This window comes from Streptomyces sp. D2-8 (assembly GCF_023184515.1).
Lineage (GTDB): Bacteria > Actinomycetota > Actinomycetes > Streptomycetales > Streptomycetaceae > Streptomyces.
Genome location: NZ_JAAHBP010000003.1, coordinates 863,470 through 880,691 on the forward strand (window position 1 = coordinate 863,470; position 17,222 = coordinate 880,691).

The window sequence follows — 17,222 nt, forward strand, 5'->3', positions numbered from 1 at the left end:
CCGGGACGCCGACTCCGGGTGAGCCTCCCGCCCGTACGTGAAGTACGGCAGCCGCACGAGGGCGTGCTTGTGCGGTGCCGGCCGTCATGGCCGGGGACGCCACCCGTCAGGGCGACGCGGCCGGGCGAGGCCGTGCCCCCGGAAAGCGAAATCTCCTGCAAAATGCACCCGTGCCGCCTCGGCTGGCGCCGTGCTTCTTCCGCTACGACGAAAAGGGATTGAAGATGACCAGTCTGGGTGTGCGGCGCTCCCGCCGCAGCGGCATACGCCGCGTAGTTCCTCTCGCGGCCGTGGCCACGGCAGCTGCCCTCCTCCTCTCCGCCTGTGGGTCGGGTGGCGACTCGGGCGGGACCTCCAAGTCGCTGACGTTCTGGATCTCCACGGTTCCGGGGCAGGACGCGGGCTGGAAGAAGATGGTGGCGCAGTACAAGAAGGAAACCGGCGTCAAGGTCAACCTCGTCAACATCCCCTACGACGGCTACGACGCGAAGCTGCGCAACGCCGCGCAGGCGAACTCCCTGCCCGACGTGGCGGCAGTGCCGAAGCTGGACCCGATCTGGGCGAACAAGCTGATCGACCTCGGCTCCATCGCCAACAAGAAGAGCAACAAGATCAACAAGAACTTCATCGCCAAGGACTCGTCCGGGAAGGTGCTGTCCATCCCCTCGGACATCACCGCCTCCGGCCTGTTCATCAACGAGACGCTGTTCAAGAAGGCCGGCGTCTCCGTCCCGGCCTCGCCCCAGAAGACCTGGACCTGGACCGAATTCGTCAAGGCGGCGGACAAGGTCCGGGAGAAGACCGGCGCCAAGTACTCCCTCACGTTCGACCAGTCGCCCTCCCGGCTCCGCGCCATGGTGTACGAGCTCGGCGGGAAGTACGTCCACGCCGACTCCTCCGGCAAGTTCTCGGTGGACGCCGCGACCAAGAAGGCCGTGAAGCGCTTCGTCGAGATGAACGACGACAAGACCATGCCGAAGTCGGTGTGGACCAGCGGTGCCGACCCGTCGGCCATGTTCCAGAGCGGTGACGTGGTCGCCTACTGGTCCGGCGTGTGGCAGGTGCCCGCCTTCGCGGAGAGCATCAAGAAGTTCGACTGGGCGAGCGTCCCGACTCCCGCCGAGCCGGTGCAGGCCAGCGACGTCAACAGCGGCGGCATGACGGTGGGCTTCAACAACAACGGCGACGCGGCCGCCGCCGCGACGAAGTTCCTGTCCTGGCTGTACGAGCCGGCCCACTACCAGGCGCTGTGCGAGGCGTCCGGATTCCTGCCGGTCGAGAGCGGTCTGACCCCGAAGTACCCCTTCAAGTCCGAGGCGGCGCAGGCGGCGTTCAAGCTGTACAACGAGTCGATCCCGCTCTACGACCCGATCTCCGGCTACTTCAACACCGCGCAGACGAACTGGGTGCTGAAGGGCAAGAGCCTCACCGAGGACCCGACCAAGACGGAGCTCGGCAAGGCGATCAACGGCCAGCAGTCGGCCGACAAGGCGCTGGACAACATCGTGGCCGGCTACAACCAGCAGGTCGGCGGCTGAGCGCAGGCCGACAGGCCGGGCGGCGGGGTCGAGACACCGCCGCCCGGCCCAGGGCCTGTCTGACGCATCGAGACCCACGCGATGCCGGGCTCATGGCCTGAGCCCTGTAGGAACCCATTCCACCAGCACGGAGTCAGGAAGATGACCAAACGCGCCCCGGACGTGTCCGCGAGCCCGCCCAGGAGCCGCAGTAAGTACACCCTTGCGCCGCTCGTCCTCATCGCGGCCAATGTCGTGCTCTTCGCGCTGTTCTTCCTCTGGCCGGCGGTGATCGGGCTCGTCTACTCCTTCACGAACTACACGGGCGTAGGGGCGTTCCAGTTCGTCGGACTGGACAACTACAGCAACCTGTTCGGTGACTCCACCTTCTTCGACGCGCTGACCCGGACGCTGCTGTACACCGTGCTCTTCGTTCCACTGAACTTCGTGTTCTCGCTGCTCATCGCCAACGTGCTGGTGAGCAAGCACGCCAAGGGCGTGTCGGTCGCCCGCGTCTTCTTCTTCATCCCGTGGCTGCTGTCGCCCATCGTCGTGGGTGTCCTGTGGCGGTGGCTGTTCGGTGAGAACTTCGGACTGGTCAACTACCTCATCGAGAAGGTCGGCGGAAGCGCCGTTCCGTGGCAGTCGAACGCGGACCTGTCACTGATCGTGGTCGTGGTGGCGGCATCCTGGGCCTGGACGGGCTTCTCGATGCTGCTGTTCATCGCGGCGATCAAGAACGTACCCACGTCGTACTACGAGGCGGCCGCGCTCGACGGCGCCGGTCCGTGGCGCCAGTTCTTCAGCATCACCCTGCCGAGCATCGCGCCGACGTCCTTCATCGTCATCCTGCTCAACACGATCCACGGGATGAAGGAATACCCGCTGTTCGCCTCCCTCAACAACGGCGGACCCGGAACGTCGAACAACCTGCTTGTCCAGTACATCTACCAGACCGGCTTCAAGTCGGGCCAGATCGGCTACGCGAGCGCCGCGTCGTTCGTGCTCATGCTCATCCTGATGGCCGTCGCGTTCATGCAGCTGATCGTCAACCGGCGGGTGGAGAACCGATGACAACCACAGACATGCCACGCAAGGTCGACGCCGGGTCCGGGCGGGCTGTTCCCAAGAAGCGGCTCGGCGGCGCGGCCAGTGGTGGGTTCCGGCGCGCGGTGCCCGCGACGACACTGCTCTGGGTCCTGGCGGCCCTCTACGGGCTGCCGGTGCTGTGGTTCGTCCTCAGCTCCTTCAAGCCGGCGGGAGACCTGTTCTCCCTTCCGCTGACGCTGTTTCCGGAAGACCCCACCGTTTCGGGTTACAAGGCGGCGTGGGAAAGCGCCAACTTCTCCCAGTACTTCATCAACACGACCATCGTGTGTGTGATCGCGACGCTCCTCACGGTGGGAGTCAGCTGCTGCACGGGGTACGCGCTGGCCAAGTACGACAACAAGTGGCTCAAGGTCTTCTTCGTCGGCATCCTGGCCACCACGATGCTGCCGTCCGAGGTCATGCTCGCCCCGCAGTTCCTGGTGGTCCGCGACCTAGGCCTCTACAACTCGCTCGCCGGCATCATCCTCCCGGCCGTGCTCACCGCGACCGGGTGCTTCATGTTCCGCCAGTTCTTCCTGACGGTCCCCGACGAGCTCATCGAGGCCGCCCGCATCGACGGCGCCCGCGAACTGTCGATCTTCCTGCGGATCATGGTGCCGATCTCCCGGCCCATCATGCTGACGCTCGCCATCCTGTCGTTCCAGTGGCGGTGGAACGACTACATCTGGCCGCTGCTGATGCTCAACGACCCCGAAAAGTTCACCGTGCAGATCGGCATCCAGAGCCTCGTCGGGGCGCAGAACATCAACTGGTCGGTGGTGCTCGGCGGATCGGTCATCTCCATGATCCCTCTGATCGTCGTCTTCCTGGTGTTCCAGCGTTACGTCATGAACGCCGACATCAACGCCGGACTGAAGGACTGACCGTGCACCTCCCTCACCAGCGCGGTCCGCTGCACGACCTCCCGGACACCCCGGAGGCGTACGACGCCGTCCTCGCCGACGTCACCGAGCAGGCCCTGGCCCGCATGACGCCGGAGGGCAACCTCGAACACCCCGACTGCGTCGACGACATCGGTGACACGTCCCTCGGCGTCACCTCACTGCTGGCCCTCGCCTGGCAGCGGGGCAAGGACCCACGGCTGCCCGACGCGGTGCGCCGCAGCCTCGCCTTCCACCTGGACGAGCGGGTGTACACCGAGGACAACCCCGGCTACCCCAACCTCCGGGTGCGCAACTCCCGCCTCCCGTACGCCCGTTACACCCTGGCGGCCGGCGCGCACCCCATCGGCGACTGGCCGAGCACGGTGTGGGCGCTGCTCCAGGCGGTCAACGTCCTGGACGCGGCGGACGGCCTCGTCGACGACGCACAGCGCACGCGGCTCGTCGAGGTGGCGCACGGCTACTGGCGCTGGCTGACGGAGGTGACGTTCTTCAACCCGCAGGAGGCCGGCAACCAGGCCATCGGCTGCGTCGTCGGCGGCCTGATGCTGGCCCGCCACCTGCCGCCCGCCGAGGGCGACCGGGTGCGGCGGGAGGCCCTGCGGCTGTACGAGGACGAGATCCGCGCCCACCGGGTCGCCGACCGCGGCGCCCTCCTGCCGCCCGAGCACGGCGGCGCCTACGACAACAACTACGGCCCGATCTCCCTGTCCTTCCTCGCCCAGGCCCACCGGGTCAGCGGCGAGGAGATCTTCGCCGAGGACGGCGACGCTCTCGCCCGCTACCTCGACGCCCGCCTCACGGGCGGCGGTTTCGACAACGGCGGCCCCCGCTACAGCGAGCAGCACTCCGCCTTCGAGTCGGTGCTGGGCCTGCGCTACTTCGGTGCCCGCATCGGCTCCGACCTGGGCCGCTACCGGGGTGACAGCCGCTGGGCCCGGCACGCGTGCAAGGCCGACGGCGGGGTCGACGGCCACTTCGCGTGGATGCTGGTCTGGCAGATCCAGGACACCACGCGCTGGCACCGCACCCCGTCAGCGGCTCCGGCCCGTCACCAACTCCGCGCGGGCTCGGTGTCGGTGGCCTTCGACAGCCGCATGACCCCGTCCCTCGTCGAGGCCGCGGGCACGTACTACCTGCCGGCCGCGGTGAACCGCCAGCACGGCTTCGGCCCGGTCACCGACGGCTTCCTGATGTGCCGCCCGATGGGTGAGGTCCGTGTCCGGGACGTGGCAGCGGAGGGTCTGCGGGCGAAGCTGGTCACCAAGCCGGTCGTCGGCCGCGACCACGTGCTGCGCCACGTCCGGTCCCTGTACGTCACCGACGGCACGACCCTGTGGACGACGGTCGCGGTGGAACGCCTCCCGGGCACGCCGTACCTGCTGGCCGGCCTGCCGTACGCCGCCGACGACGGGGACCGGGTCCGCAGGACCGCCGAACCCCGGGTGACGTCGGCCGGTGACCTGCGCCTGACCCACCCGGCCCCGGACGACCCGCACCACTTCGACGCCCGCGGGGACCTCACGCAGGAGCAGGCCGCCTTCGCCCTGGCCGCCGACCCACGCGGCTACGGCAACCCCGACGAGGGCTGGCGCCACCTGGTCGCCTCGACGGCCCTGGAGGCCGGACCGGCCCCCGGCGCCCCCGAGGACCTGCACGTCTTCGCGGTCCGCTACGGCCCGCACGACAGCGCCTTCACGCCGGCATGCGAACGCGACGGTACGGCCCTGAGGGTCCGCACCGAGGCGTTCACGGCCGTCATCGGGGATCCGGCGGGCGACGCCGCGGGGGAACCGGAGCTCACGCTGTCCGCGTGAGATGGCCTTCCGTACCCGTCACCCAGGGGTCTGCGGCGGGTGGGTCGGCCACGGCCCGAGACCGGGGCCCGGGCGTCACAGGGGCAGGCCGACCAGTCCCCAACCGCGTCGTTCCGCCCCGGTCACCACCACACCCCACTCCCGCAGGAGTACGGAGAACGCGTCGAAGTCCTCGATCCACCGCCCGGGGCGCGTGGGATGCGCGCCGAAGGGCTCACGCAGGCTCTCCAGCAGGGGCTCGACTCGTGCCCAGCGGCCGGCCAGGGCCGAGACGGCAGGAGGTGTGCAGGCGAGCAACAGCCGGGGGCGCCAGGGGGTGGGGTCCCCGGCGAACAGGCCGGAGTCCGTATCGCCCTCGGTGCCTCCGTCCCCGATCAGTCCCCGCAGGAACGAGTCCAGGTGGTCGCGCGTCTCCCGGCCGACGTGCCCCCGTACGTCCTCCCAGGCCTGCCCTGCCCAGAAGTGCGGCTTGTAGGAGCCACTGGTGCTGTGGAACTCGTACCTGCCGCACCACGGGACGTGCGACGCGGCCGGCCACAACCAGCCCTCCTGCCGCTCGGCGTCCCCGTCGAGCTCGTCCTCAGGGGCCGCGGCATCCAGCAGCAGCGCGTACCGCTCCTCGAACGGCGTCCTTCCGAGCCGCTCCCAGTCGACCGCCAGCACCGTGATGTCCAACCCCATGTCACGCCTCGGCGCGCGGCAGGGCCGGCTCCGGCACCACCAGGTCGGCCTGCCCCCGGGTCGTCGCGACCAGTTCCGCGTTGCGCTCGTCCGAGCGTGACACCCAGGCCACCGCCTGCTGGTGCGTCTTGCCGAACTCCTCGTGGCGGGCGACCAGTCGGCGGACGCGCTCGCGCTCGGGCACCTCGCAGAACCACACCTCGTCGAGGAGAGGGCGCAGGCGGGGCCAGGCGCCGGTGGTCAGGAGGAGGTAGTTGCCCTCGGTGATGACCAGACGGGCCGTGGGAGGCACCGGGATCGCTCCCGCGAGCGGCTGCTCCAGGACGCGTTCGAAGCCGGGGGCGTACACGACGTCGTCGTGTGTCTCCTCGCGCAGCCGCCCCAGCAGCGCCGCGTACCCGGCCGCGTCGAACGTGTCGGGCGCGCCCTTGCGGTCCCGCCGGCCGAGGCGCTCCAGTTCGGCGTCCGCGAGGTGGAAGCCGTCCATGGGGACGTGCGCGACCCAGGGGGCACCGGTGCCGTTCAACTCCCGCACCAGGTGCTCGGCGAGGGTCGACTTCCCCGCGCCGGGGCTGCCCGCGATGCCGAGGATCGCGCGCCGTCCGCCCCGGGGGAGGGCGCGGGCGCGCAGGACGAGGTCGTCGAAGGTGAGCGGCACAGTGGAGAGTGTGTCACCCGCGCCCGGGTGTGAACTCACGCGTCCGGGCCCATGTGGCGTGCGCCACTCACTGGAACATCTCCGGGTGGGGAACCGGTCCTGTATGACGCAGCTCGGTCTTCCCGATGCCATCCACGCCTGTCTGTTCGACCTCGACGGCGTCGTCACCAAGACGGCCGTCGTGCACGCGGCCGCCTGGAAGGAGATGTTCGACGCCTTCCTGCGCGAGCGCGACGGCGCGGACTACCGGCCGTTCGACGCGGCGGACTACGACGAGTACGTCGACGGGCTGCCACGCGCCGACGGGGTGCGCTCCTTCCTCGCCTCCCGCGGCATCGACCTGCCCGACGGCGACCCGGACGACCCACCGGGAGCCGACACCGTGCACGGACTCGGCAACCGCAAGAACGAGCTGGTCCTCGAGAAGATCCGCACCGACGGCGTCGAGGCCTACGAGGGCACCCTGCGCTATCTGGAGGCCGTCCGCGCCCACGGACTCAGCACCGCGATCGTCTCCTCCAGCGCCAACTGCCGTGACGTGCTCCGCTCGATCGGCGCCGAGCACTTCTTCGACGTCCGCATCGACGGCGTCGTCGCCGCCGAGCGCAAGCTCCCCGGCAAGCCGCACCCCGACACGTTCCTGGCCGCCGCCGAGGACCTCGGTGTCGAGCCGTCCGAAGCGGCCGTCTTCGAGGACGCCCTGGCCGGCGTGGACGCGGGCCGCGCCGGCCGCTTCGGGTACGTCGTCGGAGTCGACCGGGTCGGACAGACCGACGCGCTCTACCGGCACGGCGCCGACATCGTGGTGCAGGACCTCGCCGAACTGGGGGACACGGAGTGATCACACAGCGGGCCTACAGCGTCGAGCCCTGGACCGTACGCGAGTCGGAACTCAACCTCGACGTCCTGGCGCAGAGCGAGTCCGTCTTCGCCCTGTCCAACGGCCACGTCGGCTGGCGCGGCAACCTCGACGAGGGCGAACCGCACGGCCTGCCCGGCTCCTACCTCAACGGAGTCCACGAACTGCACCCGCTGCCCTACGCCGAGGCCGGCTACGGCTACCCGGAGTCCGGCCAGACCTCCATCAACGTCACCAACGGCAAGGTGCTGCGGCTCCTGGTCGACGACGAGCCGTTCGACCTGCGCTACGGGCGGCTCGTCACCCACGAGCGGACCCTCGACCTGCGGCGGGGAGTCCTGGAGCGGGTCTGCGAATGGACCTCCCCGGCCGGCTCGACCGTCCGGGTGCGCTCCACACGGCTGGTGTCCCTCACCCAGCGGGCGATAGCCGCCGTGGCGTACGAGGTGGAGCCCGTCGACAGCCGGACCCGCGTGGTCGTCCAGTCGGAACTCGTCACCAACGAGAGCCTGCCCGAGCCGGACGGCGACCCGCGTGCCGCCAGGGCGCTGAAGTCACCGCTGGAGCCGGAGGAGGACCTCGCCTCGGGCAGCCGGCTGCGCCTGGTCCACCGCACCCGCCGCAGCGGCCTCAGGGTCGCCGTGGCCGCCGACCACATGGTCACCGGCCCCGAACGGACCACCACGAGCAGCGAGAGCAACGTGGACGTGGCCCGGCTGACCATCACCTCCGTCCTGGAACCGGGGGAGCGGCTGCGCGTGGAGAAGCTGGTCGCGCACGGCTGGTCCGGCGTCCGCTCCCGGCCCGCGATGAGCGACCAGGTCGAGGCGGCCCTCGCTGCGGCCGGGCACAGCGGCTGGCAGGGGCTTCTGGAGGACCAGCGGGCCTACCTCGACGACTTCTGGGCGCGCGCGGACGTCGAGATCGACGGCGACGGGGAGATCCAGCAGGCCGTCCGCTTCGCCCTGTTCCACGTCTTGCAGGCCGGCGCCCGCGCCGAGCAGCGCGCCATCCCCGCCAAGGGACTCACCGGCTCCGGCTATGACGGCCACGCCTTCTGGGACACCGAGGCGTTCGTGCTGCCGCTGCTGACCCACACCGCGCCGAAGTCCGCCGCCGAGGCCCTGCGCTGGCGCCTGGCCACCCTGCCGGCCGCCAGGGAACGCGCCGTCCAACTCGGCCTGCGGGGCGCCGCGTTCCCCTGGCGCACCATCGAGGGCTCGGAGGGCTCCGCGTACTGGCCGGCCGGCACCGCGGCCTTCCACGTGGGCGCCGACATAGCCGACGCCGTCGTGCGGTACGTGGCCGTCACCGGCGACGAGACCTTCGAACGCGAGGTCGGCGTGGAGCTGCTGGTGGAGACCGCCCGCCTGTGGCGCTCCCTCGGCCACCACGACGACCGGGGCACCTTCCACATCGACGGCGTCACCGGACCGGACGAGTACAGCGCCATCGCCGACGACAACACGTACACCAACCTCATGGCCCGGGCGAACCTGCTGGCCGCCGCCGACGCCTGCAAACGTCATCCCGACGAGGCCGCGCGGCTCGGCGCCGACGAGGAGGAGCGGGCCGCCTGGCGGGACGCCGCCGAGGCCATGAACATCCCCTACAACGAGGAACTCGGCGTGCACGAGCAGCACGCCGGCTTCACCCGCTGCCAGCGCTGGGACTTCGACCGCACCGGCCCGGACCAGTACCCCTTGATGCTCCACTTCCCCTACTTCGACCTGTACCGCAAGCAGGTCATCAAGCAGGCCGACCTGGTGCTGGCGATGTACACCGGCGGCAGCTTCTTCGAGGAGTACTTCGACGAGGAGCAGATCGCCCGCAACTTCGCCTACTACGAGCCGCTGACCGTCCGCGACTCCTCCCTGTCCGCCTGCGTCCAGGCCGTCATGGCCGCCCGGGCCGGCCATCTCGGCCTGGCCGTCGACTACACGGCCGAGGCCGCGCTGATGGACCTCGGCGACCTGGAGCACAACACCCGCGACGGACTGCACATCGCCTCGCTGGCCGGTACCTGGATGGCGCTGGTCGCCGGCTTCGGCGGCATGCGGTGCAGCGACGGCACCCTGCGGTTCGCACCCCGCCTGCCCGAGCGCTACAGCCGGCTCGCCTTCACGGTGGGCTTCCTCGACCGGTGCCTGCGCGTGGAACTGACCGCCGACCGGGCTACGTACACCCTGAACTCCGGCTTGCCCCTGACCATCCGGCACCACGGCACCGAGCTCACGGTGAGCGAGGACGCGCCCGTCTCCCGGTCCATTCCCGAGCTGACCCACCGCCCGGCCCCGAGCCAGCCCCCGCACCGCGCCCCGAACGCCCGCTGACCCACACTCCCGGGTCAGGCACTTGGCCGAGTTCCGCCCTGCACACCCCCGCCCCGCGGGTTAGCTTGATCGTGTTCTCGACCAACGGGGTTAGGGGCGGAACATGGCCAATGGCGCGAACGCCATCCTCACGCGACGGCGAAAACGCGAACAGGCGGCCGGGCCGCGTACCATCCGCGGGCCGCGCGGCGACCTGCCCCTCGCCGCCCTGGCAGCCGTCTTCACCCTCGCGCAGCTCGCCCTCGTCCGGCCCGTCCTGGGCCTCGGCTGGGACGAGATCGTCTACGTCAGCCAGGTCACCTCCCACCACCCCGCGGCCTTCTTCAGCGCTCCCCGCTCCCGCGGCGTCTCACTGCTGGTCGCGCCCGTCGCGTCCTGGTCGTCGTCCGTCCCGCTGCTGCGCGTCTACCTCGCCCTGCTGTCCGGCCTCGCCCTCTACCTCGCCCTGCGCGCCTGGCGGGGCCTCTTCCCGACCCGCGTCCTGGTCGTCGGCGGGGCCCTCTTCGCATCCCTGTGGATGACCCTCTTCTACGGTCCGCAGGCCATGCCCAACTACTGGGTCGCGATCGGCGCCCTGATCAGCGTCGGTTGCTTCCTGAGGGCCCGGGCGAAACGTTCCGCCTCGGCGGTTCTGTGGGGTCTCGCGGCGGGTGCCGCGCTCATGGCGTGGATGCGTCCGACCGACGCGGTTTACGTGGCCGTGCCGTTGCTCGTTCTCGCCCTGGTGCGCCGCCACTGGCGGCTCCTCCTCGTGCTCGCCGCGGGCCTCGCGGCGGGCGCCGTGCCGTGGGTGATCGAGGCGTACGTGGGCCACGGCGGCCTGGGGGCGCGGCTCGCGGAGGCGTCCCGGATCCAGGGCGGACTGGGCTGGCAGATCGCCGTCGACGACCAGCTGCGCAGCCTGGGCGGACGGGCACTGTGCCGGCCGTGCACCGGGCCGATGCCCACCCCACTGGTCACCCTCTGGTGGTTCGCCCTGCCCGTCCTGGCCGGTCTCGGGCTGGTCGTCGCGGCCGGGGCCGGGCGCCTGGGACGGACCTTGATCCCGCTGGCCTGCGCCACCACGGCCGCGCTGCCGTACCTCTTCATGATCGGCTACGCGGCGCCGCGCTTCCTCCAGCCGGCCTACGCGCTGCTCGCGATCCCGGTCGCCGACGCCCTGTGGCACTTGGTCAGAGGCCCGCGCGGAGCATGGCGCCCGGTGGCCGCCCCCCTCGTCGCGCTCGCCCTGGCCGGGCATCTCGCGGCGCAGTTCGCCGTTCTGCACGGTGCCGTGTCCCGCAACACCGAGAGCCGACGCGACTGGGACCGCACCGCCGGCGCCCTGCACCGGTTCGGTGTCCGCCCGCCCTGTCTGCTCACCGGTCACGAGGCCATCCCCATCGGCTACTACACCGGTTGCTCCTCGGGCGCGACCTCCGGAAACAACGAGAACATCACCGTGGCCGGCATCCTGCGCACCGCGGACCGTATCCCGGTCGCCCACCTCGCACCGGCCGGCGGCACCCCGCCCCGCTACGCCCGCTCCTGGCCCGTCCACCGGATCTCGGACCTGGACGTCCGCGTCGCACCGGGCCCCTGACACCTCATGCGGCGACACCCTCCCGGCAGGGAGGCTGCGGCCGGCTGCTCATGCCTCCGGCCGCAGCTCCTCGCGCCACTTGACGATCTGCTTCTCCGCGTCGCCCGTGTACGACCACGGCGTCCGGGTCGCGCGGGGTCCCAGCATGCCCAGCAGGATGCCCGCGATGTCCTTGGCGCCGGCGGAACAGGCCGCGTGGGCCAGGTAGTTGAAGTCGCGGAGTTCGGCGGGCGCGATCGAGCTCTCCGTCCGGCCCATGACCCAGCGCTGCCAGGTCCGCCGCAGGTCGCTCGCCGCACCATCGTGGTTCCAGTGCTGCGAGAGCCCCACGGCGGAGTGCCTGCCCCGTGCCGCGTCCAGGGCGAAGCGGTACTCCTCGACCCGGGCGTACTGGGCCAGCACCGGCAGCGGACAGCCGGGCGGTGCCACCCCGGCCGCGTCCCGGGCGAAGTCGTACATCAGGCCGTGCGTGCCGTGCCAGCGCGCCGAGTAGTAGTGCAGCACCTGCAGGTGCCCCTCGACGCTGTACGGGTCGCGCCCGTGCAACTCGTCCCACCAGCGCCCCAGTTCCTGCCGGCGCACCCCCGACGGGTACAGGCGCGCCACCGAGATCAGCGACACCCACGGCGTCGGATCCTCCGGGTACGCCTCCGCCGCCGTCAGGCAGGCCAGCACCGCGGCGTCCACGCGGCGTTGGTCGATCGGCACGCCCCGCCCCGCCGCGATCGCCACGTTGAAGGTACGGACCGTCTCCGTCGCCGCCCGCAGCACCAGTGCGTCGGCGCTGTGGGCGTCCGCCGAAAGCCAGGACTCCACCGTCGAACTGCCCGCGCACACCTGCGCGAGCTGCCGGATCCGGTGCCCCCGGGCGGCCCAGTCGCGGCCGGTGGCGCCCAGCAGGTCCCGCAGCCCCTGCCAGCGGCCGATCACGACGTCCTGGCGAGCGGAGGTGAGGTCGGTGTCCCCGCAGTCGGGGTCGAAGTCGGGAGTGAAACCACGTCTGAGACTGCCTCGTGCCATCGGGGTTCTCCTCAGAAGTCGGTGGAGAGACCCTGGTGGACCAGGGCGCGCGCGTCCTGTTCGTCGGGGACGTAGTCCGTCTCGACGGCGCGGGAGGCGTCCAGTTTCGCGGGCCGGTAGTAGTCGCTGCCCTGCCTCCAGTACCAGAGCATCGGGATCAGCCCGACCGCGAGTCCGCCGATGCCGATCGCGACCGCGGTGCCGCTCAGTTCGCCCAGCGACTCCACGAACACCCAGAACATGAACAGGGCGCCGCACAGCGGCCACAGGCCGCCGAAGAGGAAGTTGGCCGGGGACTTCAGCAGCATCTTCCGGTACGCGACGACCACCGCGAGTCCCGCGAGACCGTAGTAGACCGCGATCTGCAGGCCGATCGCCGAGATGGCGTCGGAGAGGATGTCGCCCACCGAGCCCAGGGCGTTGGAGGCGATGAACATCACCAGCGCCACCGAGCCGACCACCACGATCGCCACCCAGGGCGTGTTCCACCGGCGGTGCACCCGGCCCAGCGCCGACGGCATCGTACGGTCCCGGCCCATCGCGAACAGCGAGCGCGTGACCTGGATCAGCGTCGTCTCCAGCGTGGCGATGGTGGAGAGCATCACGGCCACGATCAGCAGCTTGCCGCCCCAGCCCGGCCAGATCTCCTCGCCGAGCACCGCCAGCACGTTCGCGTCGTTCTCCTCGATCTGCTTCGAGGACAGGATCACGTTCACCGCGATGGTGAACACCTCGAACAGCAGGAAGACGATGCCCACCCCGATCAGGCCCGCGAGGCCCGTCGTACGGCGGCTGTTGCGGGTCTCCTCGCTGAGGTTGCTGGTGACGTCCCAGCCCCAGTAGTAGAACGCGGCGATGAGCGCGCCCGACGCGAAGCCGGCCATGCCGTCGAACTGGGAGAAGCCGAGCCAGGACCAGTCGAAGGCGCGGGCGTTGCCCGTGTGGAAGAAGGCGAGCACCGCGAACAGCGCCAGGATGACCAGCTCGACACCGGACATGATCAGCTGGGCCCGGACCGTGAGCCGGGCGCCGCCGAGCACCACGCACAGCATGATGAGGAACCAGGCCGCGCCGACCACCGTGGACAGCGCGGTGTTGTCGGCGAGTTCGTCGTCGAAGAGCGCGAGCGTCATCGACCCGGCGGGGAGCGAACCGGCCACCATGAAGATCGTCGCCGAGATCACCAGCGCCCAGCCGCTGATGAAGCCCAGGAACGGGTGGAGCGTGCGCCCGACCCACGAGTAGCTGGCGCCCGCGTTGACGTCGATCCGGCCCAGGTAGCTGAACGCCAGCGCGATGCCGAGCATGGGTATCGCGCAGTACAGCAGGGCGGCCGGACTGGCCAGCCCCACCGCGCCGACCAGGACGGCGGTGGTCGCGGCCAGCGAATACGCCGGGGCGCTGCCGGCGACCGCCATCACCACGGTGTCGAACGTGCTGAGGACATTGGCCTGCAGCCCTCTGCCCCTGCTGTAGCTCATGGATGCGCTGCTTTCACTTGTGCACGACCGGAGGCGGGCAGGCCGTTCCGGCGGCGTTGGGGGGGGTGGAGCGCGCCGCCGGACGGAGGTGGGTGGCCTCGGGCCCGGGGGCGATGAAACAGGGGTCGTGGATAGCGTGCTGCCGCCGCGTCGGCAGCCGGTCACACCGTGTGTGCGAGTGATGATAGTCCGGCTCCTTGATCTTTCAAGATTGACCGGTTGGTAATGTCCGGGGCCGCCCAGGGTTTTGGCTCCTGTTGGTCCGCCCGACGCTCCGGCACCCTCCAGGCCGGGGGACGTCCGCCGAGGTTAGAGCCCGCGTAACGGGAAACGCGGAACGGACAGCAGAGACGAACGAGTCGAGCAGCGCGACAGGAAGGCAGGAGTGATGGGCACGGAACCGATGCGCCCCGAACCGATGGCGGACGACGTGTACCAGCCCACCGGGACCAACGAGGAGCAGGAGGACGCCGCGCCGCTGGACCTGCAGGACGCCCTCGACGAACGGACGTACGACGACACCCTCGACGAGGGCTACTCCCCGCCTGAGAAGCCCCTCGGCGTCACCAAGCGCGGCACCACCGCAGCCGAGCAGCACGAGGGGGAGACCCTCGACGAACGGCTGGCCCAGGAGGTGCCCGAGGTGTCCGCCGAGCCCGGCGGGGACGGCGTGGGGGACACCCCGGACGGCGACGGCGAACCGGTGGACCCCGAGGCGGGCACCGCCCGCGCCGGCCGCCTGGTCGCCCCGGACGAGGGCGCCCACGCCGACACCACGAAGGAGACCGTCGCGTCCGACGTCGGTATCGACGGCGGAGCCGCGGGCGCGGAGGAGGCCGCCGTGCACGTGGTGGAGGACGACAGCGCCCTGCCCGAGGACGGCGGCAGGGCGTGACCCGCCCGCCGGCATGAGGTCACGCCGGGCACGCGCGAGGCCACCGCACCCCGGCGCACCCGCGCCGGGCCGGTGGCCTCCCGTATGTGCCGAAGGGGTTCGGTCAGGGCAGCAGCTTCTCGAGGGCGGCGGGCCCCTCCGCCGCCAGCTTCCGCTTGGCCCACTCGATGGTGTGCGGATTGAGGTCCTTGCCCGAGGCGAGGACGAGGTCCTCCGGCGACACGTCGGTGCCGGTGCTGGTGTGGAGCAGGCGGTCCGGGGTGGTGCGGTCCTCGGGCGGCCGGGATGCGGCGGGCTCTGACGTCGACATGTTCTCTGCTCCTAGGGTCCGGATCGCTGGTGCGGCCCCGGTGCTGAAAAACGGGTCCGCTATCACCATTCCCCGCGGGAGCGCGGCGTGCATCCGGAGAGCGCGAACCCGGACCCGCCGGACCGCGCGCACCCCGTTCGGACGCTCACCGATGTCGCGTCGGCGCACCCCGGGTGACGGTGGAGACACGTGTCCCTGCGCCTGACGGGAGCTTTACCCATGCGCACACATGTGACTGCCGCGGCCGGCCTGGCCTGTGCCGCCGTACTGGCCTTCGCCGGTACGGCGAGCGCGAACGACGGCCCCGTCGGTATCGCCACCGACAGCCCCGGCTTTCTCTCCGGCAACGTCATCCAGATCCCCATCGACGTCAACGCCAACGTCTGCGGCAACTCGATCAACGTGATCGGGCTGCTCAACCCCGCGTTCGGCAACGAGTGCGAGATCAAGGACTGACGTACCCGGTCGTACGGCCCCGCCGGCGGCGGCCCGCGAAACATCGCGGGCCGCCGCCGGTCGCTGTGGTCAGGGCCCGTCCCGCGGACGCGGCGCGAGCACCAGCATCGTGACGTCGTCCTGGACGTCCGGGCAGTGCCGGACGAGGTCGGTCCACACCTGCTCGGCCAGCGCGACGGGGTCCTCGGCGGCGAAGCCCGGCAGCCGCTCGGCCAGGGGGTAGAAGGCCCCGCCGGAGTCCCTGGCCTCGGTCACGCCGTCGGAGGCGAGGAAGAGCCGGTCACCGGCCCTCAGCGGCACCGAGACGACCCGGGGCGGGGCGGCGTCGGCGAGGCCGAGACCGAGCGGCGTGCACGGCTCGACGTCCAGCTCGACGGCCCGGCCGTCACGCAGCAGCAGCGGTCCGGCCTGCCCGCACGCCACGATCCGCACGACCCGGGCGTCGGCGGAGAAGTCGAGCAGCACCGCCGTCGCGAACAGCTCGGCGTGCGGGTCACCGGCCGAGTCCACCGCCAGCCTCCGGTCGAGCCGCGCCGCCACCGCCTCCGGGTCCGGCTGGTCCAGCACCGCCTCCCGGAACGCCCCCAGCAGCGACGCGACCGTGGCCACGGCTGACAGCCCGTGGCCCTGCACATCGCCCATCACGGCCCGTACGCCGTAGGGACCCGCCCGTACGTCGAAGAAGTCACCGCCGACCAGCGTCCCGTGCTGCGCGGCCCGGTACAGGCCCGCGCACCGCACCGGCCCGACCCGCTCCGGCAGCGGCGGCACGACGGCCCGCTGCGCGACCTCGGCGACGGTCCGCTCGGTGACCAGCTGGGCGTCCCGCCTGGAGCGGACGTACGCCAGCAGCACGCTCAGCACCGAGACGAAGCACACGGTCAGAAGGTCGGTACTGCCGGGATGGTTGAGGCCGAAGACGGGCACGGTCAGCACGACCACCACCAGCCCGCCGAGCACCGCCGTCACCACCGGCCCGTGGGCCAGCACGGCCAGCGGCGGGATGGCGCCCAGCAGGAAGCCGATGTCGAGCGGCTCCGGGCTGATCAGCTCGGCCGCGCACACGCCCACCAGCAGTGCCGACGGCAGCACGCGGGCCCAGCCGGGCGGCGGTGCGCCGCGCAGCCAGCCCCGCCGGTCCGGGTCCCTGCGCGCCAGCCGGCCGCGCACACTGCTCACACCACCACGCTGCTACGCGCGACCGGCCGCCGCACGCCGGGCCCATCGCCGCGGGCGGCCGCGCGCCCGGCTGGAAGGGCGTCAGCGTCAGCCGGATGCCCGTGGGGGGCGTGTCCTGGAGGTACGAGGCGAAGTCGGCCACGTCGTCGAAGGCGAAGCCGTACGCCTTGCCGTCCCGGGCCGCCGCGTGCATGGCCTTGGCATAGTGGTTGGTGACGCCGGTCCGGTAGAAGGACGCCGCTCTGTCGCCGGCTGGGCGGCGGAGCTCAGCAGCGTCGAGCGGTTGAAGCCGGCGCCCGGGAGCGCGGCACCGGCGTAGGTGGTCACCTTCAGGTCCCGGCCGGTGCACGTGCTCCACACCTCGTCGACGGCGGGCGCGACGTAGTCCGGGTGGCCCGGTCTGAGAGCGTCGGTCTGAGAGCGTTCTCAGGGCTGACCGCGTC

The 17,222-nt window shown here is 71.2% G+C and carries 15 protein-coding genes and 1 pseudogene; 9 read left to right on the plus strand and 7 right to left on the minus strand.

The genetic code is table 11. The features are described from left to right. The first annotated feature begins 224 nt into the window (after positions 1-224). The 4 genes from G3I77_RS10300 to G3I77_RS10315 all read left to right on the plus strand — a co-directional run bounded on the left by G3I77_RS10300 (position 225) and on the right by G3I77_RS10315 (position 5,325). On the plus strand, positions 225-1,538 hold the full coding sequence (locus G3I77_RS10300) for an extracellular solute-binding protein (protein ID WP_248502381.1): 1,314 nt from the start codon (positions 225-227) through the stop codon (positions 1,536-1,538). 141 nt (positions 1,539-1,679) lie between these two features. Continuing rightward, positions 1,680-2,591 (plus strand): carbohydrate ABC transporter permease, encoded by a 912-nt coding sequence (locus tag G3I77_RS10305; RefSeq protein ID WP_059421278.1) that lies wholly within the window; start codon positions 1,680-1,682, stop codon positions 2,589-2,591. After that, entirely contained in the window at positions 2,588-3,490 is a 903-nt protein-coding gene (locus tag G3I77_RS10310; protein ID WP_248502382.1) for a carbohydrate ABC transporter permease, read from the plus strand. The genes G3I77_RS10305 and G3I77_RS10310 overlap by 4 nt, the downstream gene beginning before the upstream one ends. 2 nt (positions 3,491-3,492) lie before the next feature. Beyond that, a complete protein-coding gene (locus tag G3I77_RS10315; RefSeq protein WP_248502383.1) occupies positions 3,493-5,325 on the plus strand; it encodes a hypothetical protein in 1,833 nt (610 codons plus the stop codon). A 75-nt stretch (positions 5,326-5,400) separates the two neighbouring features. On the opposite strand, the gene G3I77_RS10320 is transcribed toward G3I77_RS10315, so the two are convergent. Both G3I77_RS10320 and G3I77_RS10325 read right to left on the minus strand, forming a co-directional pair. After that, positions 5,401-6,006 (minus strand): hypothetical protein, encoded by a 606-nt coding sequence (locus tag G3I77_RS10320; protein WP_248502384.1) that lies wholly within the window; start codon positions 6,004-6,006, stop codon positions 5,401-5,403. A 1-nt stretch (position 6,007) separates the two neighbouring features. Next, on the minus strand, positions 6,008-6,664 hold the full coding sequence (locus G3I77_RS10325) for a nucleoside/nucleotide kinase family protein (RefSeq protein ID WP_248502387.1): 657 nt from the start codon (positions 6,662-6,664) through the stop codon (positions 6,008-6,010). 103 nt (positions 6,665-6,767) lie between these two features. On the opposite strand from G3I77_RS10325, the gene G3I77_RS10330 reads away from it, so the two are divergent. From G3I77_RS10330 to G3I77_RS10340, 3 genes are all read left to right on the plus strand, one after another. Next, the gene (locus G3I77_RS10330) at positions 6,768-7,505 is read left to right on the plus strand and encodes a beta-phosphoglucomutase family hydrolase (protein WP_248502388.1); all 738 of its coding nucleotides are present in this window, start codon (positions 6,768-6,770) and stop codon (positions 7,503-7,505) included. Next, complete coding sequence (locus tag G3I77_RS10335; protein WP_248502389.1) at positions 7,502-9,856, plus strand: glycoside hydrolase family 65 protein; 2,355 nt, start codon at positions 7,502-7,504, stop codon at positions 9,854-9,856. Before G3I77_RS10330 ends, G3I77_RS10335 begins: the two co-directional genes overlap by 4 nt. Positions 9,857-9,959: 103 nt before the next feature. Next, positions 9,960-11,438: a hypothetical protein gene (locus G3I77_RS10340; protein ID WP_248502390.1), complete on the plus strand. Its 1,479-nt coding sequence runs from the start codon at positions 9,960-9,962 to the stop codon at positions 11,436-11,438. Between the two features lie 48 nt (positions 11,439-11,486). Here G3I77_RS10340 and G3I77_RS10345 read toward each other — a convergent pair whose 3' ends face one another. Together G3I77_RS10345 and G3I77_RS10350 are read right to left on the minus strand one after the other, a co-directional pair. Further along, positions 11,487-12,458, minus strand: coding sequence for a hypothetical protein (locus G3I77_RS10345; protein ID WP_248502391.1), 972 nt, complete (start codon positions 12,456-12,458; stop codon positions 11,487-11,489). Positions 12,459-12,469: 11 nt separating this feature from the next. After that, complete coding sequence (locus G3I77_RS10350; RefSeq protein ID WP_248502392.1) at positions 12,470-13,939, minus strand: APC family permease; 1,470 nt, start codon at positions 13,937-13,939, stop codon at positions 12,470-12,472. A 403-nt stretch (positions 13,940-14,342) separates the two neighbouring features. On the opposite strand from G3I77_RS10350, the gene G3I77_RS10355 reads away from it, so the two are divergent. Continuing rightward, positions 14,343-14,834, plus strand: a complete 492-nt coding sequence (locus G3I77_RS10355) for a DUF5709 domain-containing protein (protein ID WP_248502650.1) — start codon at positions 14,343-14,345, stop codon at positions 14,832-14,834. 103 nt (positions 14,835-14,937) lie between these two features. On the opposite strand, the gene G3I77_RS10360 is transcribed toward G3I77_RS10355, so the two are convergent. Next, positions 14,938-15,144 (minus strand): hypothetical protein, encoded by a 207-nt coding sequence (locus G3I77_RS10360; RefSeq protein WP_248502394.1) that lies wholly within the window; start codon positions 15,142-15,144, stop codon positions 14,938-14,940. 219 nt (positions 15,145-15,363) lie between these two features. On the opposite strand from G3I77_RS10360, the gene G3I77_RS10365 reads away from it, so the two are divergent. Continuing rightward, positions 15,364-15,600 (plus strand): chaplin, encoded by a 237-nt coding sequence (locus tag G3I77_RS10365; protein ID WP_248502396.1) that lies wholly within the window; start codon positions 15,364-15,366, stop codon positions 15,598-15,600. Positions 15,601-15,669: 69 nt separating this feature from the next. Here G3I77_RS10365 and G3I77_RS10370 read toward each other — a convergent pair whose 3' ends face one another. Together G3I77_RS10370 and G3I77_RS10375 are read right to left on the minus strand one after the other, a co-directional pair. Beyond that, positions 15,670-16,779, minus strand: a complete 1,110-nt coding sequence (locus G3I77_RS10370) for a PP2C family protein-serine/threonine phosphatase (protein WP_248502398.1) — start codon at positions 16,777-16,779, stop codon at positions 15,670-15,672. Positions 16,780-16,852: 73 nt separating this feature from the next. Then, positions 16,853-17,193: pseudogene (locus G3I77_RS10375) on the minus strand (beta-1,3-glucanase family protein); the annotation flags it as partial. Between the last annotated feature and the right edge of the window lie 29 nt (positions 17,194-17,222).

What these genes read in the sequence shown, in the direction of transcription:
- G3I77_RS10350 (WP_248502392.1), bottom strand. Translation starts at nt 13,939, where the DNA reads ATGAGCTACAGCAGGGGCAGAGGGCTGCAGGCCAATGTCCTCAGCACG.
- G3I77_RS10305 (WP_059421278.1), top strand. Translation starts at nt 1,680, where the DNA reads ATGACCAAACGCGCCCCGGACGTGTCCGCGAGCCCGCCCAGGAGCCGC.
- G3I77_RS10345 (WP_248502391.1), bottom strand. Translation starts at nt 12,458, where the DNA reads ATGGCACGAGGCAGTCTCAGACGTGGTTTCACTCCCGACTTCGACCCC.
- G3I77_RS10365 (WP_248502396.1), top strand. Translation starts at nt 15,364, where the DNA reads ATGCGCACACATGTGACTGCCGCGGCCGGCCTGGCCTGTGCCGCCGTA.
- G3I77_RS10330 (WP_248502388.1), top strand. Translation starts at nt 6,768, where the DNA reads ATGACGCAGCTCGGTCTTCCCGATGCCATCCACGCCTGTCTGTTCGAC.
- G3I77_RS10300 (WP_248502381.1), top strand. Translation starts at nt 225, where the DNA reads ATGACCAGTCTGGGTGTGCGGCGCTCCCGCCGCAGCGGCATACGCCGC.
- G3I77_RS10355 (WP_248502650.1), top strand. Translation starts at nt 14,343, where the DNA reads ATGCGCCCCGAACCGATGGCGGACGACGTGTACCAGCCCACCGGGACC.
- G3I77_RS10310 (WP_248502382.1), top strand. Translation starts at nt 2,588, where the DNA reads ATGACAACCACAGACATGCCACGCAAGGTCGACGCCGGGTCCGGGCGG.
- G3I77_RS10320 (WP_248502384.1), bottom strand. Translation starts at nt 6,006, where the DNA reads ATGGGGTTGGACATCACGGTGCTGGCGGTCGACTGGGAGCGGCTCGGA.
- G3I77_RS10340 (WP_248502390.1), top strand. Translation starts at nt 9,960, where the DNA reads ATGGCCAATGGCGCGAACGCCATCCTCACGCGACGGCGAAAACGCGAA.
- G3I77_RS10360 (WP_248502394.1), bottom strand. Translation starts at nt 15,144, where the DNA reads ATGTCGACGTCAGAGCCCGCCGCATCCCGGCCGCCCGAGGACCGCACC.